The organism is Pseudomonas uvaldensis (genome assembly GCF_021271205.1).
Classification (GTDB): Bacteria; Pseudomonadota; Gammaproteobacteria; order Pseudomonadales; family Pseudomonadaceae; genus Aquipseudomonas; species Aquipseudomonas uvaldensis.
In genome coordinates this window covers 434,875-456,247 of record NZ_JAIWKS010000004.1, presented here as the reverse complement: position 1 = coordinate 456,247, position 21,373 = coordinate 434,875, and the positions used below count along the sequence as shown (strand labels likewise).

Annotated in this window: 15 protein-coding genes; 2 read left to right on the top strand and 13 right to left on the bottom strand. The window is 60.2% G+C overall.

The features are described 5' to 3' along the window. Positions 1 to 77: 77 nt before the first annotated feature. From LCU97_RS11755 to yaaA, 13 genes are all read right to left on the bottom strand, one after another. Positions 78 to 1,529: a mannose-1-phosphate guanylyltransferase/mannose-6-phosphate isomerase gene (locus LCU97_RS11755; protein WP_053146658.1), complete on the bottom strand. Its 1,452-nt coding sequence runs from the start codon at positions 1,527 to 1,529 to the stop codon at positions 78 to 80. A 214-nt stretch (positions 1,530 to 1,743) separates the two neighbouring features. Further along, positions 1,744 to 2,409, bottom strand: a complete 666-nt coding sequence (locus LCU97_RS11750) for an alginate O-acetyltransferase AlgF (protein WP_053146660.1) — start codon at positions 2,407 to 2,409, stop codon at positions 1,744 to 1,746. Positions 2,410 to 2,423: 14 nt separating this feature from the next. Then, positions 2,424 to 3,599, bottom strand: coding sequence for an alginate O-acetyltransferase (locus LCU97_RS11745; RefSeq protein ID WP_053146661.1), 1,176 nt, complete (start codon positions 3,597 to 3,599; stop codon positions 2,424 to 2,426). Between the two features lie 11 nt (positions 3,600 to 3,610). Beyond that, complete coding sequence (locus tag LCU97_RS11740) at positions 3,611 to 5,176, bottom strand: MBOAT family O-acyltransferase (RefSeq protein ID WP_053146663.1); 1,566 nt, start codon at positions 5,174 to 5,176, stop codon at positions 3,611 to 3,613. Positions 5,177 to 5,387: 211 nt separating this feature from the next. Beyond that, complete coding sequence (locus LCU97_RS11735) at positions 5,388 to 6,509, bottom strand: mannuronate-specific alginate lyase (RefSeq protein ID WP_172679575.1); 1,122 nt, start codon at positions 6,507 to 6,509, stop codon at positions 5,388 to 5,390. A 23-nt stretch (positions 6,510 to 6,532) separates the two neighbouring features. After that, entirely contained in the window at positions 6,533 to 7,981 is a 1,449-nt protein-coding gene (locus LCU97_RS11730) for an alginate O-acetyltransferase (RefSeq protein ID WP_053146668.1), read from the bottom strand. Between the two features lie 11 nt (positions 7,982 to 7,992). Next, a complete protein-coding gene (gene algG, locus LCU97_RS11725; protein WP_053146670.1) occupies positions 7,993 to 9,582 on the bottom strand; it encodes a mannuronan 5-epimerase AlgG in 1,590 nt (529 codons plus the stop codon). Between the two features lie 26 nt (positions 9,583 to 9,608). Further along, complete coding sequence (locus LCU97_RS11720; protein ID WP_053147427.1) at positions 9,609 to 11,093, bottom strand: alginate export family protein; 1,485 nt, start codon at positions 11,091 to 11,093, stop codon at positions 9,609 to 9,611. Between the two features lie 5 nt (positions 11,094 to 11,098). Beyond that, positions 11,099 to 12,502, bottom strand: coding sequence for an alginate biosynthesis TPR repeat lipoprotein AlgK (gene algK, locus LCU97_RS11715; protein WP_053146673.1), 1,404 nt, complete (start codon positions 12,500 to 12,502; stop codon positions 11,099 to 11,101). Between the two features lie 9 nt (positions 12,503 to 12,511). Then, positions 12,512 to 13,681 (bottom strand): alginate biosynthesis protein Alg44, encoded by a 1,170-nt coding sequence (locus tag LCU97_RS11710; protein WP_053146675.1) that lies wholly within the window; start codon positions 13,679 to 13,681, stop codon positions 12,512 to 12,514. A 35-nt stretch (positions 13,682 to 13,716) separates the two neighbouring features. Continuing rightward, entirely contained in the window at positions 13,717 to 15,198 is a 1,482-nt protein-coding gene (alg8, locus tag LCU97_RS11705; protein WP_371259558.1) for a mannuronan synthase, read from the bottom strand. A gap of 100 nt (positions 15,199 to 15,298) precedes the next feature. After that, a complete protein-coding gene (locus LCU97_RS11700) occupies positions 15,299 to 16,615 on the bottom strand; it encodes a nucleotide sugar dehydrogenase (protein ID WP_053146679.1) in 1,317 nt (438 codons plus the stop codon). Positions 16,616 to 17,425: 810 nt separating this feature from the next. Further along, the gene (yaaA, locus tag LCU97_RS11695; protein ID WP_232776473.1) at positions 17,426 to 18,205 is read right to left on the bottom strand and encodes a peroxide stress protein YaaA; all 780 of its coding nucleotides are present in this window, start codon (positions 18,203 to 18,205) and stop codon (positions 17,426 to 17,428) included. A 191-nt stretch (positions 18,206 to 18,396) separates the two neighbouring features. On the opposite strand from yaaA, the gene LCU97_RS11690 reads away from it, so the two are divergent. Both LCU97_RS11690 and LCU97_RS11685 read left to right on the top strand, forming a co-directional pair. Next, complete coding sequence (locus tag LCU97_RS11690; protein ID WP_232776471.1) at positions 18,397 to 19,521, top strand: polysaccharide deacetylase family protein; 1,125 nt, start codon at positions 18,397 to 18,399, stop codon at positions 19,519 to 19,521. Between the two features lie 336 nt (positions 19,522 to 19,857). Further along, complete coding sequence (locus tag LCU97_RS11685; RefSeq protein WP_053146685.1) at positions 19,858 to 21,252, top strand: PhoH family protein; 1,395 nt, start codon at positions 19,858 to 19,860, stop codon at positions 21,250 to 21,252. Positions 21,253 to 21,373 lie beyond the last annotated feature (121 nt).

The window sequence follows — 21,373 nt, the reverse complement described above, 5'->3', positions numbered from 1 at the left end:
GTAAAAAAAGCCCCCACCCAACCCACTGCGGATAGGGACGCAGTGGGCTGGATGGGGGCTTCGTTTGGGGCCGAACGTTACTGCGCTATGGTTTTCACCGACACGCCGCGTTCGATCGGGGTGGAGCGACCGTAGATGTCTTCGAAGCGTTCGATGTCGTCTTCGCCCAGGTAGCTGCCGGACTGCACTTCGATGATTTCCAACGGGATCTTGCCTGGGTTGCGCAGACGGTGAACCGACGCGATCGGGATGTAGGTCGACTGGTTTTCGGTGAGCAGGAACACGTTCTCGTCACAGGTCACTTCGGCGGTGCCGCTGACCACGATCCAGTGTTCGGCGCGGTGGTGGTGCATCTGCAACGACAGGCATGCGCCCGGCTTGACCGAGATGTGCTTGACCTGGAAGCGCCCGCCCATATCCACCGAGTCGTAGGAACCCCACGGACGGTAGACTTCGCAATGGTTCTGGGTTTCGTTGCGCCCCTGTGCGTTGAGGGTGTTGACCAGTTGCTTGACGCCTTGGACCTTGTCCTTGTGGGCGATCATCATGGCGTCCTTGGTTTCGACCACCACGATGTTTTCCAGGCCGATCACCGACACCAACTTGCCGTTGCCGTGGATCATGCAGTTGCGGCTGTCCTGGATCACCACATCGCCCTTGGTGACGTTGCCGTTGGGGTCTTTTGCGTTGACTTCCCACAGCGACGCCCAGCAGCCGACATCACTCCAGCCGGCCGACAGCGGTACGACGCAGGCGCGCTGGGTTTTTTCCATCACCGCGTAGTCGATGGAGTTGTCCGGGCAGCAGGCGAAGGTGGCTTCGTCCAGGGTGATGGTGTCCGGCGTCTGTTCACTGCGCTCCAGGGTCAGCAGGCAGGTGTCGTAGATGTCCGGATCGTGTTTCTTGAGCTCCTCGAGGAAGCGGCTGGCGCGGAACAGGAACATGCCGCTGTTCCAGAAATAGCCGCCCGCTTCGAGGTATTCCGCGGCGCGTTTGGCGTCGGGTTTTTCAACGAAGTGCGAAACGCGACTCACGCCTTCCGGCAGCAGTGCATCGTTGGTCGACTTGATGTAGCCGTAGCCGGTTTCCGGCTTGGTGGGCGGTACGCCGAACAGCACCATTTCGCCACGCTCGGCGGCCACGGTGGCCAGGGCCAGGGCACGTTGCAGGGCTTTCTGGTCTTCGATGACGTGGTCGGCAGGCAGCACCAGCATCAGCTCATCGCGACCTTCATTGACCAGCATCATCGCCGTCAGCGCCACGGCCGGCGCGGTGTTGCGCCCGAACGGTTCCATGAGGATGCGCTGGGCTTCCAGATTGCGGCTGCTCAACTGCTCGTTGACGATGAAACGGTGGTCTTTGTTGCAAACCACGATGGGCGTGTCCATGCCTTCGAACACCAGGCGTTCGATGGTCTGCTGGAACAGGGTGTGTTCCCCGGTCAGGGCCAGGAACTGTTTAGGGAATTGCTTGCGCGAAAGCGGCCAAAGACGTGAGCCGCTACCACCTGACAAGATCACCGGAATCATGTGTGTTACTCCTTTGAAGCGAAATGGTTATAGAGCTACTGCGTTCTGTCGTTTCACTCTTGTTTTTATTCCGTGCCCGAATGACGCCTTGAACTGGGTGGGAGCGGGCTTGCTCGCGAATGCGGTGGATCAGTCGACATTGATGTTGAATGTCAGACCGCTTTCGCGAACAAGCCCGTTCCCACAGGGGGACTGCGTCAATCGAGCGAATCCATCAGCGGGTTGAAACTGGACGCTTTACCCAGACCGGCGACAAGCTGCTTCCGGAGCCGGTGACGTACAGCACGGCGGCTTCGCCGCGCTCCAGGGCCACGGGCTTGAGATCGCCGACTTTCTTGTCGCCTTCGAACAGCGCCAGGCTGACTTTCACCGGGTTGATTTCACGTTCGCCACGGCCTTTGGCCGCCACGTTCGGCACCACTTCGGTCTTGCCGTCGGCGGTCTTGAGGGTCAGTGCCTTGTCGGTGAGGTTCTGCACGCGCACCAGGGACTTCTGCTTGTTCTTGAACGGCGGTTCTTCGATCAGTTGAGGTTGGCCGCTGGCGTTGTTGACCAGGGTGTAATAGTGATCGGGGGCCAGCTTCACCGGCACGGTCTGGCTGCCGACTTTGGCGCTGTAGTCGCCACCGGGCATGAAGCTGAAGTCAGTGCTGGCCAGCGGTGCCACGTCGTTGAGGTTGGTGCTGCCGACGGTGGCGCTGACTTCGGCATTGCTGGCGTTGTAGATGCGCACGAAACTCGAACCTTTTGGCGCGACAGGGCCGTACAGGGCCGAGTCCCCGGCGAAGGCGGACAGTGAAAGGGCGCTCATGCTGGCGACCAGGGCAACGGCCTTGAAGGAGCGAGCAGCGAGACGACGAGGAGTAGTGTTGAAAGTCATGGTGGACCTCTCTTTCAGTTTTGCGCCCGGTCGGGCGTCTCGGATGGGGTGTTGGCGGCTACGTTCTGTTGACGTGCACCGGCCTGTTTGAGCTCTGCCACCCACTGCGGGTCGGCGTCGCCGATTTCGTTGTTCACGGGCAGATAACGTTCAGGAAACTCCCAGATCAGCACTTGTGGCGGGCTGTTCTTGAAAGCGTCGCTCTTGAGGTAGCTGAGCATCGGCAGAATCGGGCCATGGCCGTCTTCGGCGTAGTTCACGACATCGCTGTGCAGGGCTTGCTTGAGTGCACCGACGAAGTTCCAGTTGGGGTTGGCGCTGTAGCTGGTGCCGATCAGGGCCACGGGCACCTGAGCGTCGGCAAACAAGGCGTCGTCGCCGGCCGGTTTGTCGTCGGCTTCGCGGGTGTTGCGTTTGACCAGTGGCTCCTGGGCCGGCATCAGGTTTTCAAACAGCGGATCCAGGGGCAGGAACTGGCGCAGGTCACCCTTGTGGATGATTTTTTCCGCCGGCTCGGTGACGAAGCGTTGCGGTTCACCGTTGAGCGGAGCGCGCTCGGCGATGGCCTTGGCCAGATGCTCGGCGGCGACCTGTGCACCTTCCGGGGTCCAGTGGGTGTCGGTGCGCAGGAACACTTGCTGGCCGCTTTGCTTGGCCTGTTGCAGCGGGCCGAGCAGGTCGGGTGCGAGGATCTTGTCCGCCGCCACGCGGGCGTGGAAATCCTGGTAGAGGTTGGCGTGAATACGCGATGGCTTCACTTCACCCAGATGCTCCGGATACAGGCGCGCCTTGGCCGGCACGATGGCCATGACCAGGGTGATGCCTTGCTCCTTGAGCTTCTGGCGCACGCCTTCGACCAGCGCGTAGTTGCCTTGCAGGTTCAGCTCTTCATTGACGATCGGGTTGAACTCTTCGTCGCTGTACAGCCATTGGTCGCGGCCCAGGACCACGCCTTTGCGGCCTTCATTGAACAGCTTGTAGTCCAGCGCGGCCCAGATGTTGGTGCCCAGGCGCTTGATCGGGAACTCGTCATCGTAGTGAGTTTCCACGGCCTTGGCCCAGCGTCCGTTAAGCACGGTGGCGTCGGGATTGGTACTGAAGCCGAAGAAACTGCGCATCGACCACAGGCCCAGGACCGTCAGGATCAGCAGGAACAGCGCGATGTAAAGGATGCGTAATGAACGGGTCATGTTCGGATCCCTCAGAACTGGAAGTAAAGGAACGGCGAGAAGCTTTGCGCCGAGAGTTTGAGAATCGAGGCGACGAACAGCAGCAGCACCAGGGCGCGCATCACGTAGCGTGACCAGTCCACGGTCCAGTAGGCCGGTTGCACTTGAGCTTCGACGCCCACGGTGTAGCCCGGTTCGTGGATCTTCGCTGGGTCCTCGCCCGGAACGGCCTTGATCATCCCCGGTTGTGCGGTTGCCGGGCCGTCGGCCTGGGTGTTCACTTCAGGCTTGGTCTTGACCGGCGGACGGTTGGTATAGAAGTCCCGCAGGCCGAAGAAGGCGAGGGTGACGTAGGCCACTACCAGTGTGGCGATCTGCAGGCCGGTGAGGTTGGCGCGGGTCAGCTCCGACAGCGACCAGTCGCTGAAGCTGAACATGGCGCTGTACATGCGACCGGCCACGTGCAGGTTCTCGGCACGGAAGATTACCCAGCCCATCACCACCAGCAGGAAGGTCAGTGCCCAGCGGATCGGATTGATGGTGCGTGGCGTGGTGTTGATGCCCACGGCCTTTTCGATGGCCAGCCAGATACCGTGCCAGGCACCCCAGATCACGTAGGTGAAGTTCGCGCCGTGCCACAGACCACCGAGCAGCATGGTCAGGAACAGGTTGCGATAGGTCATCAACGTGCCTTTGCGGTTACCGCCCAGGGTGATGTAGAGGTAGTCACGCAGCCACGTGGACAAGCTGATGTGCCAGCGGCGCCAGAACTCGGTGATCGACTGGCTGATGTAGGGCTGCTTGAAGTTTTCCATGAAGCGGAAACCCATCATCAGGCCCAGGCCGATGGCCATGTCGCTATAGCCGGAGAAGTCGAAGTACAGCTGCGCGGTATAGGCCAGGGCGCCGAGCCAGGCATCGCCGGTGGTCGGGTTCTGCAAGGCGAAGCAATGGTCGGCGACCACCGCCAGGGTGTCGGCGATGAACACTTTCTTGATGAAGCCCTGCATGAAACGGGTGCAGCCTTCGGAGAACTTGTCCAGGGTATGCGTGCGGTTGTTGAACTGGTCGGCCAGATCGCGGAAACGCAGCACGGGCCCGGCGATCAGGTGCGGGAAAATTGCCACGAACGCCGCGAAGTCGATCAGGTTGCGGGTAGCCGGAGTGTCACCGCGATAGACGTCGATGATGTAGCTGATGGACTCGAAAATGTAGAACGAGATTCCGATCGGCAACAGCACATGGGTCAGGATGAACGGTTCGAGACCGAAGCTGGTCATGATCGCGTTGAGGCTGTCCACCCCGAAATTGGCGTACTTGAAGTAGCCCAGGATGCACAGGTCCACGCCTACGCCAAGCAACAGCCAGCGCTGGGCCGGTTTGGTGCGCACGCCGGCGGCGCCGACTTTCAGGCCGATCCAGTAGTTCCACAGGGTCACGGCGGCGAACAGCGCCAGGAAGTCCACGCGCCACCAGGCATAGAACACGTAGCTGGCGATCAGCAGCAGCAGGTTGCGATAGCGTTGCCCGCTCAAGTAGTACAAGCCGAGAAAGATCGGCAAGAACAGGAACAGGAACACATTGGATGAAAATACCATCCCGATCTCTCCATGTTGAATCAGCATTCAAGGGCCAGAGCCCCCCCAAACCCCCCCATCCAAACCGGGAGGTTTCATTACCTTCAAACCAAGCCACATTCCCTGTGGGAGCGAGCCCTGCTCGCGATGACGGAGTGTCAGTCGACATCAATGTTGAATGTCAGACCGCTATCGCGAGCAGGGCTCGCTCCCACAGGGATTCCGAGTGTGGCTAGGATCCTCTGCCTTTCTCGTTCGCCGGGTCGTACACCCGGGTCAAGTCCCCGCCGAGGCGGAAGGTCTTGAACGGTTGCATTTCATGCTTGCGCTCCAGCACATCCTCGGAACAGCTGTAGAGGCTGCAGAACGGCTCGAGCCAGGCGAATTTCGAATCGATCTTGAGATCCTTCATGTCCTGTTTTTCGCCGTTCTTCTCTTCGAAGATGTCCGGGTCTTCCACCCCGGCCAGTACCCGCTCGCCCAGACGCTTGAGGGCGCCATTGTTTTCCTGGCGCAGGTCCACGCCGTTGACCTGGGCGAAACTGGCGATCATCGCCAGGGGCGGCAGGGCATAGTTGTGGTACGACAGCGCCCGTTGCTTGCGCTTGAGTTCGTTAGGCAGGAAGCCTTCGGCGTCGATCTGGTTGACGCCGACCTTGTATTCCTTGACGGCCCAGTCGAACAGGTCGCGGCGGTTGGTCGCCACGGCAGTGGCCATGACTGACCAGGCGGCCCAGTAGGAGTGGTTGTTGGTCTGCTCCAGCGGCAGGTTGTCCCAATCGCTGACCACCTGGTCGGCCATCTTGCTGAACCAGTTTTCGATCAGTTGCGCCTGTTCCTGGTGGTTGGCCAGTGGGCGGGACTCGGAGAACTTCAGGCGCACATAGGCCGACGCCATACTGCCCAGGGCCCATTTGCGCATGGACTTGCCGGTGTGGTTGAAGTCCTTGGACATCAGCGCGTCGGCCTGTGCCCAGGCGGTCAGCCAGTTCAGTGTGCACTCCAGTTGCTCGGGGCGGCCGTCGCGCATGAACTGCATGACTTGCTTGCTGACGCCGCGCTCGATCTTGGTGATGTCGGCCGTACTGTCGCGGAAGGCTTTTTCCGATTGCACGTTCAGGGTCGCACGGGCCTTGTCGGAACCCTCGTACTTGCTGCGAAATTGCAGCGCGCCGGTGTAGGGCGTCGGTGTGGCATCGCAGCCTTGTGCGGCATCGCCCACCTTGACCTTTTCAATGGGCGCGAAATAGCCCTGTGGTGGTCGCAACGGAGCCGCGGCCTGCGTGGCCCCGGCGAACATCGCCAGGGTCAGCAGGGACGGCGCCAGCAGCGCTTTCAAGGTTCTGGGTCGCATGTTTCTGGTCATAAAGCGAGACCTCATTGTCCGATTTGAGCCGTTTGTTCGGCTTGCGGAGAGACATTGCGTTTGCAGACTTTCGCTTCGATTTGCTGTGCTGCCGCACCGGCTTCGGGGCCCTGGACTTCAACGGCCAGCAGGTTCTGCGAAGCCCAGTCCTCATCGGTGCGCAACTGGAAGGCGAAACGCCCGTCGGTTTCCGAGGTGTTCGGTTTCTCGATCTTGATGTCCTCGTGGCGCCCATTCATGTACCAGAGGGTGGCTTGCAACGTTTTCACCGACGTATCGGCGAAACGGATATCGACCTGGTGGCTGCCGTTACGCAGATCCATGTTCTTGCTATTGACCATCAATTCGTTCTTGCCGGGCTTGAGGGCTGTCTTGCTGCTCATGACGGCCGGCTTGCCTTCGCAACCGTTGTTGTCCAGCAACGCAAACATCTGGCGGTAGATGGTTTCCTGGTCCAGGCGATACAGCGGCGAGAATTCCCAGATCAGGATCTTCGGCGGGTTCTTCTGGAACTCTTCGCTACCCAGGTACTGGATCATCGCACCCTCGAAACCGCCGCCGGGGAAGGCCACGTTGAGGATGTCGGCGCCGATGGCCTCTTCCAGGAAACCGGCGAAGTTGTAGTTCTTGCCGCTGTGGCTGGTGCCCACGAGCGTGATCTGCGGGTTGCCGGAATCACCGAACAGGTCGCCGTCGCCGGCCTCGCCCTTGGGCTCGGTGGTGAACTGGTCCATGTACTGGATGGCGTAGCTGGTGCCACACAGTTGCCCGGCCATGTTGTGCAGGGTGCCGGTCTTGCCCATGCGGCCGGACTTCTTGGTCTCGAATTCACGCTTGGGAATGTCGGCGAAGGCCGGGATCTGCTTGACCTTCTCGGCAACGATTTTCGCCGTGCGCTGGGCGCCATATGGCGTCCAGTGCTGGTCGCCACGGAAGTAGAAGTCGTGGGCCGGCAGGGTTTCAGGCAGGTTTTCGTTGGTTAACGGCGACAGGTCCGGTACCACATACCCCATCTGTGCGAAACGGCCGAGCATGGTCTTGTAGTTGGTCAGGGCTTTTTCGTAGTTGAAGTTGGCCTTGTCCTGCGGGTTGAGCTTGTTGCGGTTCACCAGACCACGGGTCGGCTGGTAGACGATCACCAGTTCGACGCCTTTCTTCTTGAAGGCGTCGTGCAGTTGTTGCATGCGCTGGTAGCCCACTGGCGTGGTGGTGAATTCGGTGCGCAGGTCTTCCTGGGTACGGAACAGCCAATCGCCCTGGGCCTGGATCAGCGTGGTGAAGTTCTGCTGATAGCGCGTGGTGTAGTTTTTCGCGTCGTGAGCGGCCGGGCACAGGTTGCAGCAAGGTTCGGCGGTGAAAGTCGGCGCCTTGATTTCGTCGGCGCGCGCACCGCTGGTGGCGGCAAGGATGCCGGCCGTGAGGGCAGACAGGCCCAGAAGTTTGATCATCTGTGGGTTCATAAAGGTCATCCTCAGTCCCGCATTTCGGTCTGGCGTTCGACAGGGTCGATCAGTACGGCTTTCTGCTGGCGCACCAGCAGGTCAAGAATTTCATCCTGGCGCTCACCCAGAATCCCCGTGAAGCTGATACCGCTGGATTTGGTTGGCGCGAGCATCGACACGCGATACAGCTCGACGCTCAGGGGGGAGTCGATGGACAGTGGGCCACTGCCGTTGCCGGCCAGTTCGCCACCGACCACGATCAGCGACACCTCGGCGTCGAACGGGTCGAGCTTGATGTCCCGGTCGGTGTTGGACAGGTCCTTGATGTGGCCGTAGAGACCGGTCAGGCCGTTGGCCATGGACAGGTTTTCATACAGGCGGATGTTCACGCTGTTACGGATCCGGATGCCGTGGCGCTGGTTGCTGATAACTTTGTTGCCCCACAACAGGTTGTCACCACTTTCATAAAGCGTGATGCCGTCGGTGTGGTTCTTGTAGATCTCGTTGTAGGCGATCAGGTTGTTCACGCTGTTACGGTCGATCACCACGCCCGAGAGCTTGTTGTCGTAGCTGCGGTTGTTGATGATGAAGCTGTCGTTGACTTCGCGGGAAATAATGATCCCGTGCTTCTTCTTGGTTCCGTAGACGGTATTGTCGGCAATGATCAGCCGATGGGAACGGTCGTGCGGGTCAATGCCGTAGACGATGTTGTCCTTGTAGGTGTTGCCCTTGATGACGAAGTCCCGCGTCTCATAGCAGTAGAAGCCGTACCACATGTCCGAGAACTCGGAACCGATGATCCAGCCGGTCGGTTCCGGGCGCTTGAGGACCTTGGCCATGTTGGGCGTGTACTGGGAAATACTCACCCCGTACGACTTACTGTTGGCGTAGCCGAAGCTGGCCATCTTGGTATTGACGATGTAAGTCTCGGTGCCGCCCCACGACAGCAGGAACGGGCGGAATTCCTTGGGCGAGCGGAACGTGGCGGGGCCATTTTCCTTTTCACGCCAACCGGTGACCTTGGTGTCGCGGATGAACATCTGGCCATCGTTGACCAGGAACGAGCCGCCCTCCTGGGACAGGCGCAATTCCTGGGTCTGTTTGTCGATCTCCAGGATGCCTTTCTGGCCCACCACGATCGGGATCTTCGCCAGGTAGACACCCGGCGAAGTCTCGATGACGTACTTGGGCACCTTCTTGACCAGGTCCTTGAGGTTCATGTAACCATCGTCGAGGAAAATGGCCTGTGGGATACCGTGCTGGCGCACGACCCATTCGGCCATCTTGTTGTCCCCGCCGATGAAGTCCTTCAAGGCATTTTCCTGCATCATCCGGCGCACGCTGACCTTGCCGGTCTTGGTCCGCACGATCTTGGCCGCGACCGCCTCGGCGGTGTAGCCCTTGAGATCTGGCAAGGTCGGCGCGGCCAGCTCCAGCGGGGCGGTCGGCGCACTGCTGACGGTGTAGGTCTTGGCCCGTTGCAGTTCCTTGACCACGTTGCCCGGCTTGACCGCCGGTTCAACGTTGGCGAACGCCGGCGAGCCGGCCAGCAGCATCGCTGCGACCAACAGGCTGATCGAACCTTTCATCGCCTGGCTGTTCCTGAGGTAGCGGTTCATATCGGGCACTCCCATGGTCATTCGCATCAGAAGCGCCAGATCACGTCGACAAAGGCGCGATGCATGTACGAATCGACCTCTTTGCCGTAGGCGTCGCCTGGCTTGAACACACCGCCACGCAGGCGCACCAGCGCCGACGGCTCATCGATGGACTGGCTCAGCGCGGCTGGCAACAGTCCTTGCTTGAAGTACTTGGTGACCACCAGGTCGACTTCCTGGCCCAGGTCCTTGTCGCCATCGCGCAGCGGCAGGGTGGAGGTGGACAGGATGGCGCCGGTCACGTCGTCGGTGTTGTTCTGCACGGCGTTGATGCCGTTGCTGCCCACCGGCTTGTTGCCGTCCACGCGCCAGAACTTGTGGTACACCAGGCTGGCGTCGTATTCGTCACGCAGTTGCCAGGAACCGAACAGACTGGCGCTCTGGGTGTTGGCCATTTCGCCACGGAACGCTTCGCCGAAACGGTGCACTCGCGAACGGGTACCGGTGAAGTTCGAGCGGTTGCTTTGCAGGCCGTTCTGTTCGTAGTCCTCGCTGGCGCGGGCATAGGCCGCACCGACTTGCCATTGCGGGTCGAGGCGCAGGCGGATACCCAAGTCGGTCGCCCAGCCGTCCACATCGTCGCTGCGCTTGGCTTCTGTCGGGCGCGTGCCGTCGGCATTGAGCGGGTTGACGGTGTCGCGGTCGCCGGTCATGCCGGTGATGCTGGCCCAGTAGTTGACGGTGTTGGTGTTGCGCCAGTTGTAGGCGTCGCTGTTGGCTTCCAGGCCGAGCCAGGTCAAGTCGCCGTTCTGCGTCTTGTCCAGGGTGTCGGTGGGCTCGCCCGGGGTCGGGTAGTCGAGGCTGCCGTTGTCATGGGAGTGGTGGGCGCGGATACCGGCCCACTGGCCTGGCATCCACTGGTAGCCCACGTCGCCGTAGACGTGCAGGCGGTCCTTGTCCTTGGGGGACAATTCCTTGAGGTCGGTGCGGTATTCGCTGAAGCGTTCGGCGACGCCGACGTTGGCTCGCAGCAACGTGGTGTCGAAAGTCCAGTTCAGGGCTTCGATGTTGGTATCGCGCCATTGGCCGTCGTCGTTGCGCAGGCGCTGGCGACCGAACTTCAAGAGCTCTCCCGGATACTGGGTAAACCCGCTGTAGCCAATCCAGAACTCGCGCATGGCCAGGTAGCTTTTCTCGGCTTCGCGATCGCCACTGTCGGTCTGTTGGGTAGCGCCATCGGACTGTTGCAGGGTGTCGGTCTCGATGATGTCGGTGGAGGTCACGGCCTGTGCCATGGCGTAGGCGCTCCAGTCGCCGCTTTCGCCATAGACCCATGGGCGCAGGTCCAGGCCCACGCCGTTGACGTCGCCGCCGCTCTGGGTGCCCAGGTCACGGTCGTCTTCGGATTGGCCGGTGATCTTCACCTCCAGGCCGAAGTTCTTGGTTTCGGTCAGGGCCGCCAGGGTCGGGCAGGACCACAGTAGGGCACAGGTCAGGCCAATTCCGGCCTGCACAAAAGGATTGAGCTTCAAAGGCTTCATAGTTTTTCCTCGCCGTCATCTTCTTTTAGGGCTTGCAGTTCCAGCGTATCGGGGGTCATGACGCCCCGAATGGCCTGCTCTTGTTGTAGCAGGCGTTTGGCTTCTGCAAGCTGCTGCGGCGGTAATTGTGCTTCGAGGGTCTGGGCAAGCTCGTTGGCTTGCGGGGTGTTCTGGGCCTTGGCCAACTGGCTGAACACATAGGCGTTGACCGGATTGGGCTTGGTGCCCTTGCCCTGGGAGAACAGTTGGGCAATGGCATAGTCGGCGCTGTTCTGGCCGTTGCGGGCGGCCTTGAGCAGGTGATCCAGGGCTTTTTGCGAGTAGACCTGACCCAGGTATCCACGGCGGTAGATCTGGCCGAGGTAGTAATCGGCGGCCACTTCGCGGCCCACGGCTTTCTGGAAATGCGCTTCGGCAAGTTTGGCGTCGGCGGGGACCCATTTGCCTTCGTAGTAGAGCTTGCCCAACAGCAATTCGGCACGAGGCTGATCGGCAGCGCGACCGTTTTCCAGGTACTGCATCATTTTGTCGACGTCACCCAACTCGGGGAAGTCGTAGAGCAATTGCGCCAGGCTGACCCAGGCGGCGGGGTAGCCGGGAGCGATGCCTTCGAGCAGCGACTGGGCAGTCTTCTCGTCGGTCTTGCCCAGGCTGGAATCGGCCAGGACGCGAGCGACGCTGTCGACGCGCTGGGCCGACACGACGCCACGGGCATGACCGTCCTGCATTTGCTTGAGCAATGCCGCTTGCTGTTCTGCCTGGCCGCGTTTCTGGTAGACCGTGGCCAGCTCGACGTAGCAGATGTCGGTGGTGGCGAGGGCGGCCTTGCAGACCTTCTCCACTTCGTCCAGGTGCTGGTCGTAGGTGCCTTGTGTGCGGTAGAGCAGAATCTGCGCCAGGCCCGCTTCGGGGTAGCCGGCGCTGCGCCATTGGCTGATTTGCTGCTGGGCGTTGACGTTCGGAAAGCTGTGAGGGTATTGCAGGTACAGCATCGCCAGCGGAATCAGGGTATTGCCTTCACCGTTGGCGAAGGCTTTTTTCAACAGGCCTTCGGCTTCGTGTTTTTCCGCTTCGGTGGAACCGGGCTTGGCCACCAGCAGGCGACCCAGGCGCGCCTGGGCCCGTGGCGAGATGTCGGCGGCGGCACGGTAGGTGGCCTCGGCCTTTTTCATCTGCTCGGGGTCGCGGCTGTCTACCTGGATATCGGCCAGGCCCACCTGGGCCTCGCTGTAGCCCAGGTCTGCCAGTTGCTGATAGTTCTGCTGCGCCAGCGCCGTGTCGCCGCGCTTGAGCGCTTCATTGGCCAGGCGCTGGTCGGGCAGGCCCGCGCAGCCGGCCAGGCTTACAGCCAAAGCCAGTGCACAGTATGCCGAGCGAATGTGTGGAATGGTCACGGGCATGTCCTCCGCTTACTTACCGACAGCCATGGCTTTGTCGATCAGCCAGTTCAGGTTCGGACCACGGTCGCTGTTGACCTCCACGGGACGACCGGCCAGGGCGCTGTCCAGCGGTTCGTCGGGCTTGATCATCACGCGGATATCGGAGGACAGGTCCTCGCTTTTCAGGCTGGTGCTGCTGATGATTTTGCCGGTGCGGGTGACGTCTTCGCCGGCCACCTGGAAGTTGACGGTGGTGCCTGGACGTACTTCGCCGAACTGGCGATAGGAGAAACGCGCCTCGACGTTGGCTTCGCTGCCGCGAGGAACCAGTTTGAAGATCACGTCGCCCTTGCTGGCGTACTGACCGTCGGACACCAGTTGCTGGGCCACGATGCAGTCGCAAGGGGAGGTCAGGGTGCCGGTCATTTGCTTGCCGAACAGTTCTTCGACCTTGGCCGGTTGCAGCTGATTGTCGTCCAGGTGGCCCTTGAGTACGTCGAGCATGCTGGTGCTGAAAGTCGCCAGCGGGGCGCCCTTGGCGGCCACGCCGTCAGCCTTGACCAGGCTCTGTACCGTGCCGTCGCGCGGCATGGTAATGGCCATGCCCGGTACGTTCACCAGACCAGCCTGGGCATGGCTGACGAAGTACATGCCATACACCGACTTGAAGATGAAGCCGAACGCCGCCAGGCCGACCACGAAGACGCCCAGGCTGAAGGTCACGGCCCGCAGGCGACCGAAGGCGCTCATGCCGCTGCTGTCATCCTTCTGCTTGCGCGCCTTGGTGAAGTTGTCGCGTTGCAGGGTCGCCAGCACATCGCCGACGCCGACGATGTCGCCCGCCAGGTGCGAGGTGATGATGTGACGCAGTGTCGAGATGTCACGTGGCTCAAGGTTCTGGAACTGGCAGCCGGTGCGGCCGGTCTGGCGGTCATGGGAGCGGATTTGCAACTCCACATCCATGGCAAGGCCAAGGTTGTCGATCACGAACTGCAGGCGAGCCTTGTAGGCCTCGCCAACCTTGAGCGGCATCTGGCCGGCGTTGAAGCACAGGCCACCGGCGGACAGATCCAGTACCTTGACTTCCATGGGCGTACGGTCAGGACCGAAGAAGCGCAGCTTGGCCGGGATTTTCACCCGGGCGTGTTGGCGCTGGGCTTCGGATTCATGCACTACGTTGACATTCACGGCGGTATTCATAAGGGCGATTTCCTGGTTAATTCATTCAAGTCCGGTCAGACCATCGTCAGCAGCACGGCAACGAAGATGCTGCCGGCAGAGAAGGTCATGGTCCGAGACGACCAAGTGTTGAACCAACGTTGAAAGCTGGCGAGATCACGAGTCAGTGAAGTGGGCTGGCGGGTCCAGGACTGTTGGTCGAGGCGGAAGAACACGTAGATCTTCACCAGCGCGCCGACGATCTGGTTGTAATAGAGGATCAACGGGTAGGCCGGGCCGATCCGGTGTCCGGAGCACGACAGCAGCAGGGTCAGGATCAACCGGGTGATGCCGATCCACAGCAGGTACACCAGGATGAACGCGGTGCCGTACTTGAAGCTGGCGATCAGTGCCACGGTCAGGCCCAGCAGGGAGGTCCACATCGATACGCGCTGGTCGAACAGCACCACGGAAGTGAACAGGCCCAGACGCCGCATGCCCAGGCCCAGTGCCCGGGAGTTCTGCCGCAGGTTGTTGCCGTACCAACGGAACATCAACTTGCGACTGGCCTTGATAAAGCTCTTTTCCGGCGGATGCTCGACGGTATTGATCGCCGCGTCGGGCACGTAGAAGGTGTCGTAACCCAGGCGCATCAGGCTGAACCAGCTGGACTTGTCGTCGCCGGTCAGGAACTTGAAGCGGCCCAGGCGCCAGTGTTGCAGCGAGTCGCTTTCCACATCGGCGATGAATTCCGGGTTGGTGACCACGGTGGCGCGGAATACCGACATGCGCCCGGTCATGGTCAGTACGCGCTTGGACAGGGCCATGGAGCACATGTTGATGTGACGCTGGGCGAAACGCAGCTTGTGCCATTCGCTCATGATGTAGCCGCCGCGCACTTCGCAGAACTCGTTGGTGGTCAGGCCGCCGACGTTGCCGAACAGCTGGAACCACGGCACGGTCTTGCGCACCACGCCCTCGGCCAGCACGGTGTCGCCATCGATCACGGCGACCACGGCGCGGTCGTCCGGCAGGTGGCGGGAGATGGCGCGGAAACCGTAGGCCAGGCCGTCGCGCTTGCCGGTGCCGGGAATGCGCACGAAGTCCAGCTTGACCCGCTCTGGCGGGTTAAGGCGGGCCCAGAGGCTCTTGACCAACAGTTCGTCGGACATTTCCACGATGGAGCAGACCACGGTAGTGGGCAGGCCACAGTCGATGGCTTCGCGGATCACCGAGCCATACACCTGGGCGGTGGTCAACGCATCGATTCGGAAGCTGGTGACCATCAGGAACACGTGCGACGGGTCCGCGGCCTTGCCCAGCTTGCGTACCTTGCGGCGCAGGTGAGGGTAGACGATGTACAGAAAGATCATGCCGCGCACGAAATGCGTCGCGCCCATGGAGTAACGCCAGATGCCCACGGCGCCGATCAGGAAAATGAAATCCTTGGATTCGGAGTCGAACGTGGACGTGGGCAGCACCGCGGCGATGCCCAGCAATAAACTCAAGTAAAACAGCCAACCGGCGGCCTGAAGCAGGCCGTGCTTTAGCCTGTGCATAATCTGCATCCGTCTCTATCTCGGGCGGGCCTTGTGGGCGGCCCGATGGGTTAAGGCAGGCGAAAGGCCGGCCGGGGCGAGCCCCGGCCGGCAAACAGACTTACCAGCAGATGCCTTCGGCCCGGCCACTTTCGTGAGTGGTCTTGGACATGAAACCGACCAGGTCGATGACCTGCTTGCCCTCGGGTACGTTCTCGGTCAGTGCACGGAATCGCTCATCGCGGTTGCCCAGGATGATGATGTCGGAGCTGTCGATCACCGAGTCGAAGTCGGAGTTGAGCAAGGACGAGACGTGAGGGATCTTCGACTCGATGTAGTCCTTGTTCGCACCGTGGACGCGGGCGTACTCGACGTTGCTGTCGTAGATGCGCAGGTCATAGCCCTTGCCGATCAGCATTTCCGCCAGTTCAACCAGCGGGCTCTCGCGCAGGTCGTCAGTGCCGGCCTTGAAGCTCAAGCCCAACAGGGCGACTTTGCGTTTGTCATGGGCGGAAACGATGTCGAAGGCGTTCTGCACCTGGGACTCGTTACTGCGCATCAGCGAGTTGAGCAGCGGAGCTTCCACGTCCAGGGAGCTGGCGCGGTAGGTCAGGGCGCGAACGTCTTTTGGCAGGCAGGAGCCGCCGAAGGCGAAGCCAGGGCGCATGTAGTACTGGGACAGGTTCAGGGCCTTGTCCTGGCAGACCACGTCCATCACTTCACGGCCATCGACGCCGACGGCCTTGGCGATGTTGCCGATTTCGTTGGCGAAGGTCACCTTGGTGGCGTGCCAGACGTTGCAGGTGTACTTGATCATCTCGGCGACGGCGATGTCCTTGCGGATGATCGGCGCATCGAGCTCTTCGTACAGCGACTGCAGGACGTCGCCGGAGGCTTTGTCGAACTCGCCGATCACGGTCATCGGCGGCTGGTCGTAGTCCTTGATCGCGGTGCTTTCACGCAGGAACTCAGGGTTGACCGCAACGCCGAAATCGACACCGGCCTTTTTGCCGGAGCAGTCTTCGAGGATCGGGATCACCACGTTGGCCACGGTGCCTGGCAGAACGGTACTGCGAACCACGATGGTGTGACGGGTGGTCTTGTCACGCAGCACAAAACCGATTTCGCGGCAAACGGCTTCGATGTAGTTCAGTTCCAGATCGCCGTTTTTCTTGCTCGGTGTACCGACGCAAATCATCGACAGATCGGTGTCGCGAATAGCTTCCGCGAAGTTGGTAGTACCGCGCAAACGGCCCGTTTGAATACCCTGTGCCAGCAACTCTCCAAGACCCGGTTCAACGATCGGCGATTTACCGGCGTTGATCATATCGATCTTGTCCTTGGCGACATCCACGCCAACCACATCATGGCCCCGTGCAGACAGGCAACCGGCACATACTGCACCGACGTAACCCAAACCAAATATGCTAATGCGCATCGCATTTACCTCTGTTTTCACGCCATCAAATGGCCGGAGTTAATAGTGTTCAGCGGTCATCGCGCACTCGGAAGTGTGGAATGCAGGCGCCACAATGCCGTGTGCAGGCATACTAAGTTCCGAGTGTCTAAATAATTGCACTCAAGTTGTGCGCAAAGCGGCCTAGTTGTTATGACCTGCCCTGTTATGCAGCCGGTCCTCGTTGTCGGGGACGTTCGTGCAAAGGTCTTACACTTCTGATCTCTGGCAAAAAGCCCACAAAATCAGAAGGTTGTGTGTTCGGGTGAACACGTTAATAGGGGCGCAGCCTTGGCCTTAGTAGGGGATAGTGATGGTGCGTTATCTCCTGTCCTTTCATCTTGGATCCCATTAGGCGACCGTTTCGCTTAGTTGTCGTGACAACTTGGTTACTTCAGTCGACCTCCTGCGTAAGTTATCTCGTACACGCTCGGCGAGAATCGTTACGGGTGGTATGAGCCGTGCATTTGGACATAGTTCCGATCCGCTCATCGCGATTTTCGAAATTTTTCGAAATATCTGCTGAGATGGCACTGCTTTCAAATTGATAGCACTCGCGATTTCGGCCTTTAGTTACGGGGAGTTAAAAGGCCTGGATAGTTTTGTGCCACTATCGTTGAAATTTTTCCGTGCCACTACGGAAAAAACTGACATTTGTCGAGTGAAAGAAAAGTTAGCGCCGGGGGTGTATTGAAAGTTGGCGTCAGGAAAGTGACGAATTGAGCGAGGAACCGAGATGACATATCCGAAGTTGATCGAGGCCCCTGATCAGGGGCCCGGAGAGTCGTTGCGTTATTGCGGTGCGTGATCGCGCAGGAAAACCAGTTTTTGCGGGGACGACTGTTCAGTGCTGAAGCGATAGCCCTGCACATCGAACTGCTTGAGCATTTCCGGATCGTTGATGCGCTCTTGAATGACAAACCGGCTCATCAGGCCGCGGGCCTTTTTGGCGTAGAAACTGATGATTTTGTACTGGCCGTTCTTCAGGTCCTTGAATTCGGTGTCGATGACGCGCGCTTTCAAGGCGTTGCGCTTGACCGCCGAAAAGTATTCGTTGGAGGCCAGGTTCAACAGCACGTCATCGCCCTGGTCGGCCAAGGCTTCGTTCAACCACTCGCTGATGAGGGTGCCCCAGAAGGCGTACAGATCCTTGCCTCGGGCATTGGCCAGCTTCGTGCCCATCTCCAGGCGATAGGGTTGCATCAGGTCCAACGGTCGCAACAGGCCATACAATCCGGAGAGCATGCGCAGATGTTGCTGGGCATGATCGAAATCGGCGTCGCTGAAACTTTGCGCATCAAGGCCGGTATACACGTCGCCTTTGAAGGCCAGCAGCGCTTGCTTGGCGTTGGCGGTTGTGAACGCCGGGGTCCAGCTGCCGAACCGCGCGGCATTGAGGCCGCCGATCTTGTCGGAGACGTGCATCAGTTCACTGATCTGTGCCGGCGAGAATCCGCGCAATTGCTCGATCAGTTCCTGCGAGTGGTCCAGGTATTGCGGCTGGGTGAAGCGCGAGGTGGCCGGCGGTGTTTCATAATCAAGGGTCTTGGCGGGGGAAATCACCATCAGCATGCAATCGTCTCCTTTAAAGGTGCGGCGATTCTAGGAGGTTGTCCGGGTTGACTCCAGCTATTGGGGTGATAGGAGATGGATGGCATCCGGGCTGCCCTCGCCACAGGAATTAATACCAGCATGAGATCCAGGGGGCGGAGTCCCAGGATCGGCTATGATGCGGCGCGGGTTTCGTTATGGAGACATCCCTTTTGCGCATTGCTCTTCTTTTGTCGGCCTGGCTGTTGAGCCTCGGGGCCTGGGCCGCGCCCAACGACATCGCCACCCTGGATCGCAGCACCTGGCCGGAGCAACTCACCAGTGCGACGTTGTTCGATGTGGCGTCCCGGGCCGAGATCCTGATGTTCTCCCGGGTCCTGCTCGACACCGATGCCATGGACGAAATCGCCCTCAAGCAGTACCTGGGCCTGCGCTCGATCAACATGGTGGCGATCGATAACCTCCGGGCACGGCTGTGGCAGCGCTTGTTGAGCAGCTACAACTTCGCCCAGCGCAGCTGTGACCAGGATGCTTCCTTCTGTTATCTGGTGGAGGACATGGCTTCGCTGCGCCAGGAGGCGGGCCGCTTCCATCTCGATGACAATTCCTTCTACATCAAGTGGGCCGGACCGAGCCGGATCTTCCATACCCAATACCGGGACGAGCTGTTGCGCAAGGCTGCGCTGTTTCCGCAGACCAGTAGCGAGATCGAGCGTTTCGGCGATTACGAGCGCAACGGCGAAGACATGCATGACCGGCTGTTTCTGCTGACCTTCGACAGCGGTGCCAACGTTGCGCCGGATAACACGCCCTGGCTGACCGAGTACCTGCGCAAGTCGAACATGAGCGGTACTTTTTTCGTCCTCGGCAAGGATATCCAGGCGCGGCTGGCGGATCGCTCGGTCAACGGTCTCCAGGCGTTGTATTCCGGCCAATGCGTGGGCGTGCAGGGGTGGGAGTTCCGCTCCCACAGCTATTGGCAAGACTGGCAGGATTCAGTGCGACGCAGCGTCGAACTGGTCAAAAGCAAGCTGCCGGAAAACTTCGTTCCGTTGTTCCGCCCGCCCCAGGGGCAGCGGCGTGGCGATGCCGAAGCCTTTTTCCGCAAACAGGGCCTGCAGGTGGCGCTGTGGGACATCGACCCCCAGGACGGCAGCAACCGACTCAAGCCCGAGCAAAGCGCCCATCGGGCGTTGACCCTGATGCTGCTCTGGCGCCACGGGGTGATCAACTTCAACGCCAAGCAGGATGCAGTGAAAACGGCAATGCCCTGGCTCATCGCGCAAACGGCGCAAAGCGGGATCGGCTGGGAAGATTGTCAGGACGCGTTTCACTGAAAACCGCAAGGGCCCGGAAACATTGGGGAAGAGGCAAATTCCGGTGTGCATTCATGGCGACCGGACTTCCGACTTTAACGGGGCGGCGGTGGTACGCCAAGGGCTTTTCGTCACTCTGAAAAATAAACTTCAAAAAAGCGTCAAAGTGCTTTTTCCTGTCATGGTTTTTGGAGTATCAAGAAGTCAGACCGCCGAAACCTGCAACACAGGTGGCGTCTTCCAAGACCCAGTTTGTGTGCAGTTCACCTCAATCCCCGCGGGTGAATTCGGTGGCTACCTCGAGGCGCAGCACTGTCATGGTATTGCGTCGAATGGCCCCCACAAAGGTGACCGAGTATGGATGACCACGGACGTAGCCCTTCCTCCAACCAGCCAATCCTCTATGTACTCGATACCAACGTATTGATCCACGATCCAAACGCACTTCTGAACTTCGAAGAACACCACGTTGCCATCCCCATGACCGTGCTCGAAGAGCTGGACAAGCTCAAGAGCGGGCATCACAGCGTGGCGGCCGAGTGTCGGCAGGCGATTCGCCTGATCGACAAGACCCTGGGGGATGCTTCTCCCGAGGATGTCGAACTGGGTGTACCGATCCAGCGCGGCAAAAGCGGTCCCAAGGGGCTGCTCTCGATCCTGATGAGCAAGCGCACCGAACCCAATCTGGTGCTGCCCGAACACTTGAACGACAACATCATCATCAACCAATTGATCGACCTGCACGCGCGCAACAAGGATCAGGCCGTGGTGCTGGTGACCAAAGACATCAATATGCGCCTCAAGGCCCGCGCCTGCGGGATTGCGGCGGAGGACTACAGCACCGACCAACTGGTGGACGACGTTTCGCTGCTGCCCAACGGCTACCACACCATGACCGGTTCCTTCTGGGACCGTGTGAGCAAGGTCGATACCCGTCAGGACCATGGGCGCACCTGGCACCAGGTGCAACTGATCGACAACCTGCCGGCGGTGCACATCAACGAGTTCATCATCGATGAGCAGGGGTTCGTTGGCTGGATCAAGGAGATCGAAGACGACAAGCTGCTGATTCTCGACTTGCACCAGGAGCCCTTGCTGCATCAGGAGGCCTGGGGGCTCAAACCGCGCGATATCTACCAGAGCCTGGCCCTGTTCGCCTTGCTCGACCCGGATATCCATCTGGTCAACCTGTCCGGCGCCGCCGGTTCCGGCAAGACCATCCTGGCCCTGGCTGCGGCCATCGAGCAGACCATGGTCAGTAAACGCTACCGGCGCATCATCGCCACCCGCAGCGTGCAGGGCCTGGACCAGGAGATCGGTTTCCTGCCCGGTACCGAAGCGGAAAAAATGGAGCCCTGGCTGGGAGCGATCACCGACAACCTCGAGGCCTTGCACATGGATGACGAAAGCACCCATGGCAGCGTCGACTACATCCTCAGCAAAGTGCCGTTGCAGTTCAAATCCCTCAACTACATTCGAGGCCGCAGCTTCCAGCAGAGCTTGATCCTGATCGACGAATGCCAGAACCTCACCCCGCACCAGATGAAGACCATCATCACCCGTGCCGGCGCCGGTTCGAAAGTGGTGTGCCTGGGTAACCTGGCACAGATCGACACGCCTTACCTGTCCGCGACCAGCTCCGGACTGACCTACCTGACCGAACGCTTCAAGGACTTCCCCAACGGAGTCCACATTACCCTGCAAGGCGTACCGCGCTCGATCCTGGCCGAATACGCCGAATCGCACCTGTAACCCCACCAAACCGGGCGGCCTTAAGGCCGCCCGGTCTTTTTGCCTCGCAAATAACCCACAAGGGGATGTGGGGTGCATGGGAAATTGTTGTTCTATCCAGGTGCGACAATCAGGCCTGCCG

Bases quoted from the DNA above. Each gene is read 5' to 3' on its own strand.
- yaaA (WP_232776473.1), bottom strand. From the start codon at position 18,205: ATGCTGATGGTGATTTCCCCCGCCAAGACCCTTGATTATGAAACACCG.
- algK (WP_053146673.1), bottom strand. From the start codon at position 12,502: ATGCCCGTGACCATTCCACACATTCGCTCGGCATACTGTGCACTGGCT.
- alg8 (WP_371259558.1), bottom strand. From the start codon at position 15,198: ATGCACAGGCTAAAGCACGGCCTGCTTCAGGCCGCCGGTTGGCTGTTT.
- LCU97_RS11730 (WP_053146668.1), bottom strand. From the start codon at position 7,981: ATGAACCCACAGATGATCAAACTTCTGGGCCTGTCTGCCCTCACGGCC.
- LCU97_RS11755 (WP_053146658.1), bottom strand. From the start codon at position 1,529: ATGATTCCGGTGATCTTGTCAGGTGGTAGCGGCTCACGTCTTTGGCCG.
- LCU97_RS11735 (WP_172679575.1), bottom strand. From the start codon at position 6,509: ATGCGACCCAGAACCTTGAAAGCGCTGCTGGCGCCGTCCCTGCTGACC.
- algG (WP_053146670.1), bottom strand. From the start codon at position 9,582: ATGAACCGCTACCTCAGGAACAGCCAGGCGATGAAAGGTTCGATCAGC.
- LCU97_RS11700 (WP_053146679.1), bottom strand. From the start codon at position 16,615: ATGCGCATTAGCATATTTGGTTTGGGTTACGTCGGTGCAGTATGTGCC.
- LCU97_RS11685 (WP_053146685.1), top strand. From the start codon at position 19,858: ATGGATGACCACGGACGTAGCCCTTCCTCCAACCAGCCAATCCTCTAT.
- LCU97_RS11750 (WP_053146660.1), bottom strand. From the start codon at position 2,409: ATGACTTTCAACACTACTCCTCGTCGTCTCGCTGCTCGCTCCTTCAAG.
- LCU97_RS11745 (WP_053146661.1), bottom strand. From the start codon at position 3,599: ATGACCCGTTCATTACGCATCCTTTACATCGCGCTGTTCCTGCTGATC.
- LCU97_RS11710 (WP_053146675.1), bottom strand. From the start codon at position 13,681: ATGAATACCGCCGTGAATGTCAACGTAGTGCATGAATCCGAAGCCCAG.
- LCU97_RS11740 (WP_053146663.1), bottom strand. From the start codon at position 5,176: ATGGTATTTTCATCCAATGTGTTCCTGTTCCTGTTCTTGCCGATCTTT.